The 12,785-nt window shown below is 68.9% G+C and carries 12 protein-coding genes; 7 read left to right on the top strand and 5 right to left on the bottom strand.

The window, feature by feature from the left end; genetic code table 11:
* Positions 1-86: 86 nt before the first annotated feature.
* Positions 87-986 carry a ribonuclease Z gene (locus AC5RV3_RS02525; protein WP_494120772.1) on the bottom strand — a complete coding sequence of 300 codons (900 nt, stop codon included), beginning with the start codon at positions 984-986 and terminating at the stop codon, positions 87-89.
* Between the two features lie 359 nt (positions 987-1,345).
* Between AC5RV3_RS02525 and AC5RV3_RS02520 the strand changes: the two genes are divergently transcribed.
* A complete protein-coding gene (locus AC5RV3_RS02520) occupies positions 1,346-1,915 on the top strand; it encodes a DnaJ family domain-containing protein (protein WP_494113105.1) in 570 nt (189 codons plus the stop codon).
* Positions 1,916-1,944: 29 nt separating this feature from the next.
* On the opposite strand, the gene AC5RV3_RS02515 is transcribed toward AC5RV3_RS02520, so the two are convergent.
* On the bottom strand, positions 1,945-2,568 hold the full coding sequence (locus AC5RV3_RS02515) for a uridine kinase family protein (protein WP_494120771.1): 624 nt from the start codon (positions 2,566-2,568) through the stop codon (positions 1,945-1,947).
* A gap of 152 nt (positions 2,569-2,720) precedes the next feature.
* Between AC5RV3_RS02515 and AC5RV3_RS02510 the strand changes: the two genes are divergently transcribed.
* On the top strand, positions 2,721-3,500 hold the full coding sequence (locus AC5RV3_RS02510) for a lipoate--protein ligase family protein (RefSeq protein ID WP_494121016.1): 780 nt from the start codon (positions 2,721-2,723) through the stop codon (positions 3,498-3,500).
* A gap of 59 nt (positions 3,501-3,559) precedes the next feature.
* Complete coding sequence (gene moaA / locus AC5RV3_RS02505) at positions 3,560-4,669, top strand: GTP 3',8-cyclase MoaA (RefSeq protein WP_494120770.1); 1,110 nt, start codon at positions 3,560-3,562, stop codon at positions 4,667-4,669.
* 140 nt (positions 4,670-4,809) lie between these two features.
* On the opposite strand, the gene AC5RV3_RS02500 is transcribed toward moaA, so the two are convergent.
* The 3 genes from AC5RV3_RS02500 to AC5RV3_RS02490 form a co-directional block, all read right to left on the bottom strand.
* Complete coding sequence (locus tag AC5RV3_RS02500; RefSeq protein ID WP_494120769.1) at positions 4,810-5,439, bottom strand: MBL fold metallo-hydrolase; 630 nt, start codon at positions 5,437-5,439, stop codon at positions 4,810-4,812.
* A complete protein-coding gene (locus AC5RV3_RS02495) occupies positions 5,436-6,524 on the bottom strand; it encodes an S-(hydroxymethyl)mycothiol dehydrogenase (RefSeq protein WP_494120768.1) in 1,089 nt (362 codons plus the stop codon). Before AC5RV3_RS02495 ends, AC5RV3_RS02500 begins: the two co-directional genes overlap by 4 nt.
* 161 nt (positions 6,525-6,685) lie before the next feature.
* Positions 6,686-6,943, bottom strand: coding sequence for a mycoredoxin (locus AC5RV3_RS02490; RefSeq protein WP_494120767.1), 258 nt, complete (start codon positions 6,941-6,943; stop codon positions 6,686-6,688).
* 171 nt (positions 6,944-7,114) lie between these two features.
* Between AC5RV3_RS02490 and AC5RV3_RS02485 the strand changes: the two genes are divergently transcribed.
* The 4 genes from AC5RV3_RS02485 (at position 7,115) to AC5RV3_RS02470 (ending at position 12,608) form a co-directional block, all read left to right on the top strand.
* Positions 7,115-7,822 (top strand): SOS response-associated peptidase, encoded by a 708-nt coding sequence (locus tag AC5RV3_RS02485; RefSeq protein WP_494120766.1) that lies wholly within the window; start codon positions 7,115-7,117, stop codon positions 7,820-7,822.
* A gap of 139 nt (positions 7,823-7,961) precedes the next feature.
* On the top strand, positions 7,962-8,396 hold the full coding sequence (locus AC5RV3_RS02480; RefSeq protein ID WP_494120765.1) for an SRPBCC domain-containing protein: 435 nt from the start codon (positions 7,962-7,964) through the stop codon (positions 8,394-8,396).
* Positions 8,397-8,601: 205 nt separating this feature from the next.
* On the top strand, positions 8,602-8,916 hold the full coding sequence (locus tag AC5RV3_RS02475; protein WP_493977563.1) for a DUF6504 family protein: 315 nt from the start codon (positions 8,602-8,604) through the stop codon (positions 8,914-8,916).
* Positions 8,917-9,014: 98 nt separating this feature from the next.
* Positions 9,015-12,608: a DNA polymerase III subunit alpha gene (locus tag AC5RV3_RS02470; RefSeq protein WP_494120764.1), complete on the top strand. Its 3,594-nt coding sequence runs from the start codon at positions 9,015-9,017 to the stop codon at positions 12,606-12,608.
* The last annotated feature ends 177 nt before the right edge of the window (positions 12,609-12,785 follow it).

The following is a 12,785-nucleotide window of genomic DNA, read 5'->3' as shown; positions in this document are numbered from 1 at the left end:
CCACGTTGCGCCTAGGTTGCCACCGTAACCCGTTCGAGCCGACAGGGAAACAGGCCCACAGCCCGAAAACGTGGCACATCGGCGGGTCATCGCCGAGGACCAGTCCGCCGGCGTTGGGGAAACGGGAGTAGATCCAGGTCCTTGGCCGCAACCACCTCTGCCCCTCCGGCGCGGGCCCTCGCCTGCCCCTCAAGCGGGACCACGTCGGCGTAGCGCGAGGAAAAATGGGTGAGCACCAGTGTGCCCACGCCGCCGCCGGCAGCGAGTTCACCCGCCTGTCCAGCGGTGAGGTGGCGGTGCCGAACTGCCAGGGCTTCGTCGTCGTCGCTGAAGGTGGACTCCGCCACGAGCAAGTCAGCGCCATCGGCGAGTTCCTCCGCGCCGGCGCAGAGCGCGGTGTCCATCACGAAGGCGAAGCGCTGTCCCGGCCGGGGCACGCTGACCTCCTCCAACCGCACCCCATGCAAGGTTCCTTCCCGCTGCAGGCGGCCGACGTCGGGGCCGGAAACCCCGACCGCAGCCAGCCGGTCGGGCAGCAGGGTGCGGTCGTCGGGTTCGACCAGCCGGTATCCGTAGGCCTCGATCCGGTGGTCCAGCGGACGCACCTCGAGGCCGTCGGCTATGGCCCCGGCGCCGCCGTGCGGGTGCAGGCGAAGGTCAAGTCCCGGGGAGGCAAGCGAGACCAGACCCCGGACCACGTCCCCTCCGGAGGCCGGATAGTGCAGGTGGACCGGATGCTCGACGCCGTCCAAAACCATGCGCGAGAGCACGCCGGGCAGTCCGTAGCAGTGGTCGCCGTGCACATGCGTGAGGCAGATGCGTGTGATCCGGCTGGCCGAAACCCCGGCCAGGATCATTTGCCGCTGCGTTCCCTCACCCGGGTCGAACAGCATGCCCTCGCCGTCCCACCGCAGCAGGTAGCCGTTGTGGTTGCGGGTCCGGGTCGGAACCTGCGAGGCGGTGCCCAGGACAACAAATTCGCGCATGCCGCCGAGTCTGCCATTGCGAAGGCTCCGGCGGCCACCGTTGGGAAGGGGGCAGGCACGGACCGGCGCGAACCGCGTGGACCGGCGCGGAGTGGCGCGGGTGGAGGGGGCCGGCGCGGACCGGCGCGGAGTGGCGCGGGTGGAGGGGGCCGGCCTGGACCGGCGCGGAGTGGCCGCACCGGCGCGCAGCGGCCGCAGACCCGTCGAACGGCCGCATGAAGGGCGGGGACGCATTGCTGCCCGGTAACCGGGCTGGGAAAATGTCAGGAACGGCCCGGTGGCTGAGCATGCGGGCAGGTCGTACTGGAGGCGGTGTCGGACGAGTGAATAGCAGGGCAGCGGGTGACAACGGCCGGCGGATGGAACGCGCCGCGGAGTTGCGGGCTTCACGGGAACGCGGGCCGGCCGACGCGGAGGAAGAGGAGCGGGCCGAGGCCGAAGAGGAGAAGCACCGGAAGATCCGGGAGCTGGACACCTCCCGGCGCGCGGACTACCTGATCCGGGAGGCCATGGCCCGCGGGGAGTTCGACGACCTGAAATACGCCGGCAAGCCGATCCCCAACCTGGGCAACGGGTACGACCCCGACTGGTGGCTCAAGGGGCTGATCGAGCGCGAGAACCTCACCGGGCTGGGCCCCGAAGCCCTGCTGCTGCGTACCGAGGACGCCGAGTTGGACGGACGGCTGGACCAGCAGATCTCGGACCGGCGGGTGCGCGAAATCCTGGAGGACTTTAACGCCCGGGTGGTCAACGCGCGGCGCCAGCTGCAGGGCGGTCCGCCGGTGATCACCAAAACGCGGGACGTGGAGTATGAACTGGAACGCTGGCGCGAACGCCGGGCAGCCAGGGCAGCCGAGGCGGCACGCGAGGCACCGGAGCCCGAGCCCAAGCGGCCGTGGTGGCGCCGGATGTGGGACGTGACCGAATAGGCAGGGGCGCTACTTCCTAGGTTGGCGCGCTACTTCCGCTGGGCGGCCGGTGCCCGGCGCAGGGCGGCCAGCTCCCTCTTCACCTGCCGCTTGGCGACAGGGCGAAAACCCGCCGCCACATAACGGTCGCGCACGGCGCGCTCGGAACGGAAGATCGCCCAGCCCCGCTTGAGCAGGAACGGCAGCGGCTTGCGGTGCTCCCGCAGGTCGCGCACCAGGCGGCGCACCGCCGTCGTGATGGGGGAGACCCTGATGAAGACGGGGTCAACCTCCGCCCCGAGGCCGCGCAGCCGACCGAGCACGGCGTCGGCGAAGATGCCCTCGGCAATCACCGGCCCCTCCGCGAGTTCCACGGTGCGGTGCCCGCTGTAGCTGGAGGTGGCGATGGAGTAGTTGGGGATCCGGGTGCTGCCGGTCTCCAGCAGTTCCATTATGGCGCCGGCCGCGGCGCCGCTGTTCCAGGTGTCGGCATGGTCCCAGTCGATCTCCCCGTACGGGGTGAGCGGCATGGGGGACGCCCCGGTGTGCTCGCTGATCTCCCGATAAAACGCGTCGAGCTCCACATGCGGACGGCCGAACCGCGCCGCCAGGTAGGACTTACCGGAACCGGAGACGCCGCCTAGCAGCACGAGCGGGGTTTGGGGAGAAGTCACATGGCTATTATTCCGTGTCCGGCACCGTGGCAAGGTCCTCGAATGCCCGGACTCGGCGCGGACGGCATTTTACGGCCCCGGACCGTAAAATGGCAGGGGTATCCGCCGGGACCGGCGGCGCGGATCAGCAGGTTCAGGAAGCAGGCATCACTTTGGAGCAGTCGGCGCAGGGCCTTGGCGGGCTTGACTGGGTTCGCCAGCCGGATTCTTTCGGCGCGGAGGCGGACCTGCAGTTTGGACTGGAACTGCTGGCCGCGGCCAAGCAGGGACGGCTCGGCGCTACCGTGCGCGTCTACCGTCCGGCACCCACGGTGGCGTTCGGGCAGCGGGACGCGCACCTGCCCGGCTTCCAGGAGGCAGCCCGCCGCTGCCGCGACCTTGGATTCGAGCCGCTGGTGCGCAAGGCGGGCGGCCGTGCCGCGGCGTACCACGACGGCTGCCTGGTGCTGGACCATGTGGAGCCGCTGGCAGACGCCATTGCCGGCGCGAAGCAGCGTTTCGGCCGGTTCGGTGAGCTTATCGCCGGCGGTTTGCGGGCAACCGGGCTGCAGGCAGGCGTCGGAGAAATCCCGGGGGAGTACTGCCCGGGCGAGTTCAGCGTTCACGGCGCGTTCCCGGTTGATCCCCTGCGCCGGGTCAAGCTGGTGGGCACCGCGCAGCGGGTCGTCGCCGGCGCCTGGCTGTTTTCTTCCGTCGTGGTGGTGGAGGACTCGGCGCCGCTGCGCGAGGTGCTCACGGCCAGTTATGACGCACTCGGCCTGGAATGGGATCCGGCGACGGCCGGCGCGGCCGAGGACCTGCTGCCCGGCCTCGGCGTGGACTCGGTGGAGCAGGCGCTGCGGGCGGCGTACGCCGGCTACGCCGATGTGGCGGACGGCGCGTTTCCCGACCTGCTGGCGCGCCTGCGGGTCCCGGAACCGGCCCCGTTGTAGTCGACGCCCGGCCAGCCTAGTCTGGAGGGGACCTCGAGTCCCGGCAGCGGAGGCACACCATGGACGGGCCAGCGCAGCACGGTCCGCACACCCTCAACGACGCACTGAGCCGGCCCCTGCGGGATCTGCGGATCTCCGTCACCGACCGGTGCAACTTCCGCTGCGTCTACTGCATGCCCAAGGAAGTCTTCGGACGCGACTTCGTTTTCCTGCCCAAGGACCAGCTGCTGACCTTCGACGAAATCGTCCGGGTGGCCCGGATCGCGGCCGCGGAAGGGGTGGAAAAGCTCCGGCTGACCGGCGGCGAACCGCTGCTGCGGCGGGGGATCGAAGACCTGGTCGCCGGGCTGGCCGAGCTCCGCACGCCCGAAGGCCGTCCGCTGGACCTGGCGATGACGACCAACGGCTCGGCGCTCGCCGGTAAGGCGGAGGCGCTCAAGGCGGCCGGGCTGTCCCGGGTGACCGTCTCGCTGGATTCGGTTGACGACGCCACCTTCCGCGCCATGAACGACGTCGACTATCCCGTCGCCGCCGTGCTCGAGGCCATCGAGGCCGCGGCCGCCGTCGGGCTGGGCCCGGTCAAGGTCAACGTGGTGGTCAAGCGCGGCCAGAACGACGGCGGCGTCCTGGCCATGGCGCGCCACTTCCACGGCACACCCCACATCGTCAGGTTCATCGAGTACATGGATGTGGGCTCGACCAACGGCTGGAACCTGGAGCAGGTGGTCCCGTCGGCCGAGATCGTGCGGCGGATCGATGCCGACCTCCCCCTGGAACCGCTGGCACCCCGCTACGCCGGCGAGACGGCCACACGCTTCAGGTACCGCGATGGCGGCGGCGAAATCGGGACCATCTCCAGCGTCACGCAGGCGTTCTGCCACGGCTGCACGCGCGCCCGCCTGAGCACCGACGGGAAGCTGTTCACCTGCCTGTTCGGCACCGGAGGAACAGATCTGCGCGCCCTGCTGCGCGGCGGCGCGGACGACGACGAACTGGGGCGCGTGCTGTGCGGCGTCTGGCGGGGCCGCACGGACCGCTACTCCGAACTGCGCAGCGCGGCCACCCAGGGCGCCGCAGCCGAAGACGGGACCGGTCGGGTGCCGCGCGGGGCGCCCCCGGCCACCGGCTGGCCCGGGCGAAGGGTCGAGATGCACTACATCGGCGGCTGATCGGACGGCCGCACCGTCGTCGCGCGTGGAACCGTGCCGCCGCCGGCGGGGCGGAGCGGGCCCCGGACAGCACACCGCCCGCACCCCGACCGGGATCCGGCGGGGCACGGGCGGTGCAGGCGGACTGTGCGCGGACCTACTCAGTGGCCGCGGGCAATCCATTCGTCGAGCTGCGGAGCTTCGGCGCCGATGCTGGTGGCATCGCCGTGGCCGGTGTTCACCGTGGTCTCGGCCGGCAGCGTCAGCAGCCTGCCCTTGATCGACTCGATGATCGTCTCGAAGCTGGAGTAGCTGCGGCCGGTGGCTCCGGGACCGCCGTTGAACAACGTGTCGCCGCTGAACAGCACGTTCTCCGATGCCAGGTGGAAGCAGACCGATCCGGGGGAGTGGCCGGGGGTGTGGATGGCCTGCAGCCGCGCCCCCGCGATCTCGAAGGTATCGCCGTCCTCGATCGCGTGGTCGGGTGCGCTGTCCGGGAAGACGGCGTCCCAGAGCATCCGGTCTGCGTCGTGCAGGTAGACCGGCGCCTTCACCAGGTCGCGGAATTCACCGACGGCGCGGATGTGGTCGTCGTGACCGTGCGTGAGCAGGATGGCCTTCACCGTCCGGGAGCCGACGGCATTGGCAATGGCCTGCGGATCGTGTGCCGGGTCGATGACGACGACCTCGTCGCCGTCGCCGACGATCCAGACGTTGTTGTCCACGTCCCAGGTGCCGCCGTCCAGCGAGAACGTGCCCGAGGTGACCAGGTTTTCGATTGCCACGCTCATGCTACTTCCACCACCGAACGCAGGACCTTGCCTTCGTGCATCTTCTGGAAGGCCTCTTCCACCTGGTCCAGCCCGATCCGCTCGCTCACGAAGGCATCCAGGTCCAGGTTGCCCTGCTTGTAGTGGCTGACCAGCATGGGGAAGTCGCGGGACGGCAGGCAGTCGCCGTACCAGGAAGACTTCAGCGAGCCGCCGCGGCCGAACACGTCCAGCAACGGCAGTTCAATCTTCATGTCCGGCGTGGGCACTCCCACCAGCACCACGCGCCCGGCCAGATCGCGGGCGTAGAAGGCCTGCCTGTAGGTTTCCGGCCGGCCGACCGCTTCAATCACGACGTCGGCGCCGTTGCCGCCGGTGAGCGCCTGGATGGCTTCCACCGGATCCTGTTCCTTGGAGTTGATGCCGTGCGTGGCACCCAGCGACTTGGCCAGCTCCACCTTGTTATCGTCGATGTCGACGGCGATGATCGTGGTGGCGCCGGCCAGCTTCGCGCCGGCGATGGCGGCGATGCCCACGCCGCCGCAACCGATCACGGCCACGGATTCGCCGCGCTTGACCTCACCGGTGTTGATCGCCGCGCCAATGCCTGCCATCACGCCGCAGCCGAGCAGCCCCACCGCCGCCGGGTCGACGTCGTCGTCCACCTTGGTGCACTGGCCGGCGGCCACCAGGGTCTTCTCGGCAAAGGCGCCGATGCCCAGGGCGGGGGAGAGTTCGGTGCCGTCCTCGAGGGTCATTTTCTGCGTGGCGTTGTGGGTGTTGAAGCAGTACTGGGCCTCACCGCGCCGGCAGGCCCGGCACTCGCCGCACACTGCGCGCCAGTTCAGGATGACGCGGTCGCCGGGGGCCAGGTTGGTCACGTCGGGGCCGACGGCGCTGACCACGCCGGTGGCTTCGTGGCCGAGCAGGAAGGGGAAGTCGTCGTTGATCCCGCCCTGCTTGTAGTGCAGATCGGTATGGCAGACGCCGCAGGTGAGGATGTCCACCAGCGCCTCGCCCGGGCCCGGATCGGGAACCAGGATGGTTTCGATGGAGACCGGAGCATTCTTTTCCAGGGCCACTACTGCCCGAACCTTGTGAACCATGCGGGAGTGATTCCTTCCTAGCGAAGTCTGGCGAGGCCGTCGTCGGCCGTCCTGCCCATCCTAGGAAGAAAACAGGGGCGCCACAATTTCCAAAACGATTGTTATGGAAACTGCGGCGCCCCTTGGACCCGCGGTTGGAAGGCGACCGGCGGAGGTGCTGGCTAGACGCCCAGGCGCTCTTTGACCAGCGCCAGCGGCGGGTTGGTGGCGCTGCTGCCATCCGGGAAGAGCAGGGTGGGTACCGTCTGGTTTCCGTCGTTGATCTTCTCGACCAGTTCGGCGGTGCCCGGGACCTCTTCGATGTTGATCTCCGTGTAGCCGATGCCCTGGGCATCGAGCTGGGTCTTCAGGCGGCGGCAGTATCCGCACCAGGTGGTCGAGAACATGGTGACGGTTCCGTCAGCGGGTGTGTAGTCCAAGATGGCTCCTTCTCGGTGAAAGCTTGCGTTCATGTCAACGTCCCGCCCGGCCCGGTCATTCCCGGCGCCGGCGGTGGCGGCGGCCGGGCGGGGGGGGATCCCGTACCGGGAAGGCACCGGCTTTCGGGCCGGCGCCGGGCTTCCGGCGCGGGGCTGGACCATAATGGAGGCATGTGCGGCAGATACGTCATGGCCCGGAGCACCGGCGACCTGGTGGCCTCGTTCGACGTCGACGAGTCCTACGTTGAAGAAATCCAGCCCTCCTACAACGTGGCACCGACGGACGACGTCCCCCTGATCATCGACCGCAAGGGAGCCGGCGGCGAGGGAATATCGAGAAAACTCATCATGGCCAGGTGGGGTCTCGTGCCCCCGTGGGCCAAGGACCCCCGGTCCGGCGCGCGCCTGATCAACGCACGCATGGAGACCGTGACGGAGAAACCCTCGTTCCGCAAGGCGGCGGCCAGGAAACGCGGGTTGCTCGTTGCCGACGGGTATTTTGAATGGCAGAAGACCGACGAGGGCAAAATTCCGACCTACCTGCACGGCGAACACGAAGAGACGCTGGCTTTCGCGGCTTTGTTCGAGAACTGGCCGGACCCTGCCCTGCCCGAAGACCACCCGGAGAAGTGGCTGCGGACCTGCACCATCATCACCACCCAGGCGGCCGATGCGCTCGGGCATATCCATGACCGGACACCGCTGATCGTTCCGCCCGGCCTCGTTGCTGACTGGCTGGATCCGGAAACCACATCCGAAGCCGACGTGCGGCAGCTGCTGGAGGCCATGCCCGAACCGCATCTTGTCCCGCGGCGGGTCAGTTCGAAGGTCAACAACGTGCGCAACAACGGGCCCGACCTCATCGACGAGGCGGCATGAGTGCCGGCCGGCGGTGCGGAAACGAGGTGCGCCCCATGGTTCGCATCCCCGCGGTGATTGTGCGCCGGCCCCGGCTGCTGGAAGCTGGTATGGAGTAGCCGGACCCGCCCCGCCCAAGCGGGGCCCGGGGGAGGATCCAATGCCTGGAAAGTACGTGGCCAGCTCGACGGCAACCATTGCGGCGCCGCCGGACCGTGTCTGGTCGGTGATCACGGACCCCGAAGCCATCAGGGGGTTCATGTTCGGCACGGATGTGCAGACTGATTGGAGCGTCGGCGGGCCCATCCGATGGCGGGGTGAGTGGGAGGGCAAGGCGTACGAGGACAAGGGCCAGGTGCTGGAGTTCGAACCCGGGCGCCGGCTGGTCGTCACGCACTTCAGTCCGCTGTCCGGCCGGGAGGACAAGCCTGAGAACTACCACCGTCTCGTCTGGACGCTGGAGGAAGTTCCGGGCGGGACAGAGTTCACGCTGTCGCAGGACAACAACGACACCGCCGAAGCGGCGGAACACTCCAAGCTGATGTGGGACAAGCTGGTCGGCGACGTGAAATACCTCGCCGAGCACGACGGCTAGGCCCGGCCCCCGGGCCGCCGTACTGCTGCGCGCTTGCCGCCCGTCGGCCGGCGGCCCGATTTTGTCAGTGCCCGAACCTACGCTTTACCTTGGATTCGAACACATATTCGAATAGAATAAGAGGGTCAAGTTCTTCGGCGGGCGTGTTGGCAGGGGCGCTCGCCGGGGATTATGACCCGTTGTCCAGATGAAAGGCGACTGGGACATGGGTGTTTTCAGTGAAGCAGTTGACGTTGTGTGTTCCCCTGCCGGACAGCCGCTCCGGCTGCGCTGGCAGGGCAGGAGCTACCGGATCGTCGCGGAACCGGTGCGTTGGTATGAACGCCGCAAATGGTGGGCTGAGGAACTACGCGCGGAACGGGGCAGGGGCGCAGGGCTGGTGGACCATGAGATCTGGCGGGTGCAGGCGCGGTTGAATGGCCGGTCACAAATCCGCACCCTGGACCTCTCCCATCAGGTGGATACCGGGCGCTGGCGCCTGATCCGCGTCCATGATGCCGTCCGGGAGCTGAGCGCCTGACGGCACCACGGTTCCCCGCCGGCTTATATCCAGCCCCGGTTCCCCGCGGCAGTCCGCCGGATACCCATCCTGTGCCCCAACCGTTGTTTGGAATGTCCATGAGCTTTACCCACCTGCATGTATCCACGGCGTTCAGTGCCCACTACGGTGTCTCCTGGCCGGAGGAACTGGCCGCAGCGGCCGCTTCCTTCGGAGCCGACGCCTTGGCCTGCACCGACCGGGACGGCCTCTACGGGACGGTCAAGCACCTGAAGGCATGCCTGGCCACGGGGATGGATCCGATAGTCGGCGTGGACCTGGCCGTCCAAGACGGCGGCGGCAGGGACACCGGCCGCGTTGTGGTGCTGGCCCACGGCGGGAACCAGGGCAGGGGCTACCATGCGCTCTGCCGCCTGATCTCTGAAGCCCATGCCGGCACGGCTGCCCGCGGGCGTGCCGGCAGCCGCCGGACGCCCGGCGTGACGGTGGATCAACTCGCCCGGCATGCCGGTATTCCGGACGGCGAACCTGCCCTGACGGTGCTGCTCGGCCCTTTTTCCGACGTCGGACAGGCGCTGCGCCGCCGCAGCTACGCCGAAGCCCGCCGGCGGGCCGGACGCTGGCGCAGCGGACTGCCGGCCGGGTCGCTGGCAGTGGAAATCGTCTCCCACCTCAGTGCCCCGGGGGAGAACCTCAGTACCGCCCACGCGGTGCGGATGCTTAACCTGGCCGGGGAGCTGAATCTTCCCGCAGTGCTGACCAACGCCGTGCGCTACTGCGAAGAGGACGGCGCCGCCACTGCCGATGTGCTGGACTCGGCGAGGGCGCTGACAGCCTTGTCCAAGCTGCCGGATCTGCAGCCGAGCGCCCAGGGCTGGTTGAAATCCCCCGACCGGATGCAGGCCCTGGCGCGGGAAATCGTGCAGGCAGCCGGCGGCGGAAGCAAGGACGTCATCCGCCTGCTGGCGACGACGGAAGCGGTGGCCGACCGGTGCCGCATGGATCCTTACGAGGACATGGGGTTCAAGCGCCCGGTGGTCCCCGAAGCCTCCGTCATCGGGATCGACGGGGATCCCGTGGCCGAACTGGTCCAGCGCTGCGAAACCGGCATCGCGGAACGGTTTGGCGGAATGTCCGGACGGGCGGAGAAGGAACTGCGGGACCGGCTGGCCCATGAGCTGGGCATCATCTCGCGGCTGGGCTTCGCCTCCTACTTCCTGACGGTGGCCGAAGTGTCGCGCATGATCACCGGGATGGGCGTGCGCGCCGCGGCCCGGGGCTCGGGTGCCTCGAGCCTGGTGAACTACCTGCTCTACATCAGCCACGTGAACCCCCTGGACCACGGGCTGATCTTCGAGCGCTTCCTCTCCCAGGACCGTTCCACCCTGCCGGACATCGACATCGATGTGGAAAGCGCAGAGCGGCACAACGTCTATCAAAAGATTTTCGACCGATTCGGCAGCCAGCGGGTCACCCTGATGAGCATGCAGAACGGTTACCGTGCCCGCGGGGCGGTCCGCGACGCCGGCTTGGCGCTGGGCCTGCCGGAGGAGGAGATTTCGGGCATCGCCAAACAGCTCTGGCGGTTCTCCGCGCGCCAGTTCCGTGAGGCGATGGCGGAGAAGCCGGAGCTGCGCGCGTTTTCCGCCCAGGTGGAGCAGAACCAGCAACTGGACCTGCTGGTGGATCTGACCGAACGCCTGGACCGGCTGCCCCGGCATATCTCCATGCACCCCTGCGGCGTGATCCTGGGCGACACCTCGCTCTTGGACCGCACCCCTACCCAGCCAAGCGGGCTGGGGCTGCCGATGAGCCAGTTCGACAAACACGACATGGACCCGATGGGCATGCTCAAGCTGGACGTGCTGGGCGTGCGGATGCAAAGTTCCATCGCCTACGCGCTCAAGGAAATAGCCCGCATCCATCCGGACAAGGACGCCGTCACGGCAGCCGGCCGGCACCCGGTGGGCGGGGACGGAACCGGGCCCGACTACATTGCCGCGGACGGGACCATCAACCTGGAACAGGTCCCGCTGGACGACGAGCCGACCTACGAGCTGATCCGCAGCACCCACACCCTGGGATGCTTCCAGATCGAATCGCCGGGCCAGCGCGAGCTGGTGGGCAAGATGGCCCCGCGGGACTTCAACGACCTGATTATCGACATTTCGCTGTTCCGCCCGGGCCCGATGCAATCGGATATGGTTCGGCCGTTCCTGGAACACCGCCATGGCTGGGCGCCGGAGCGCTTCCCGCACCCCGATTTGATTCCGGTCCTGAAGGAAACCCACGGCGTCACGATCTTCCACGAACAGGTCCTGCGGACCTTCGACGTCTTCACCGGCTGCGGCCTGGCCAAGGCGGACGAATTCCGCCGGCTGCTGGGCAACGAGGAAGCCGAACCCGCGGTGGAGGAATACTTCCGCAGTGCCTCGCTGGGCCGGGGATATCCGCCGGAGGTGGTCGACACGGTGTGGGGCACGCTGAAGTCCTTCGGCAGCTTCGGCTTCTGCAAAGCCCACGGGGCCGCCTTCGCGGTGCCCACCTACCAGACGGCCTGGCTGAAGGCCCACCATCCCGAGGCGTTCCTGGCCGGGTTGTGGCAGCACGATCCGGGAATGTACCCGCTGCGCCTGCTGGTGGCCGAAGCGCGGCGGCTGGGCATCCCGATCCTGCCGCTGGACATCAACCGCAGCACGGACCGCTACCAGGTGGAACGCGTTCCCTCCGGCTCCGGCGAAAAGCTGGGGATCCGGCTTAGCCTGACCGGCATCTACGGGCTCTCGGCGGCCGAGCTCAAACGCATCGTCGCCGGCCAGCCGTACGAATCGCTGGCAGACCTGCGGGCGCGGGCCAAGGTCGGCAAACCAGCGCTGAAACGCCTGGCCCAACTGGGGGCCTTCGACGAACTGAACCGCAGGACCGGACAGCGCGGCGGCCGGGCGGCCAGCCGGACGGATCTCGTCTACCATCTGGACCAGCCGGTCGCACGCCCGGTTCCGCAGCGCTACCAGCCCACCGAGGGTCAGCTGTCCCTGCCGCTGGGGGACCTGGAGTTGCGCCATCTCGTCCCGGTTTTCCCGGAACCGACCACTGTGGACAAGGTGCGCACCGAACTGGACCTGCTCTCGATCGACGCCAGCTCCCACCTGATGGAGAGCTACGCGCCGCTGCTGGCCCAACTCGGAGTCACCCAGGCCAAGGACCTGCTGCACCTGCGCAACGGGAGCGAAGTGATGGTGGCCGGTATCCGGGTTGCCACCCAGACCCCGCCCATGCGCGGCGGCCGGCGGGTGGTTTTCATCAGCGTGGACGACGGCACCGGCTGCGTGGACGCCACCTTCTTCCAGGAAGCCCAGGAACGCTCCGGCCCGCTGCTGTTCGGCACCGAGATGCTGCTCATCCGCGGCCTCACCCGGCGGACCGGCCCCCGGGGAATCGGGCTGCAGGCGCTGGAGGCATGGGACCTTTCGGACACCGCCAGCCTGCCGCTGCCGGGGCGCCCTGTTCCTTCCGGAGCCGCGGCAGGACGCGGGACGGCAGCGCCGGCGGCAGGGCGGGGGACGGCAGCGCCGGCGGCTGGCCGGGGCGCCGCCCGCGAGGAAAAGCTTGGAACTGCCGAACTTGCCCGCCGCATGGCCGCGGAAGGACTGGATCACCGCGTCCCGGCCGGGTCCCCGCTGGCCGGAAGCCACGGGAACCGGGCAGGGTGACGCCGCCGGCCGGAAGCCACGGGAACCGGGTAGGGTGACGCCGCCGGCCGGAAGCAACGGGTGATGCGCCCCCCGCCGGAAGCAGCGTGAACCCGCAGGTGATCCCGCCGGCCGGAGCGGCCGGAGCGGCCGGCCGGCCTCCGCGTGCGCCCAGGCCCTGCGGCGCCGGTGTTGGTC

The organism is Arthrobacter sp. Y3221114, assembly GCF_059092625.1.
This window is presented reverse-complemented; position numbering and strand designations above follow the sequence as displayed.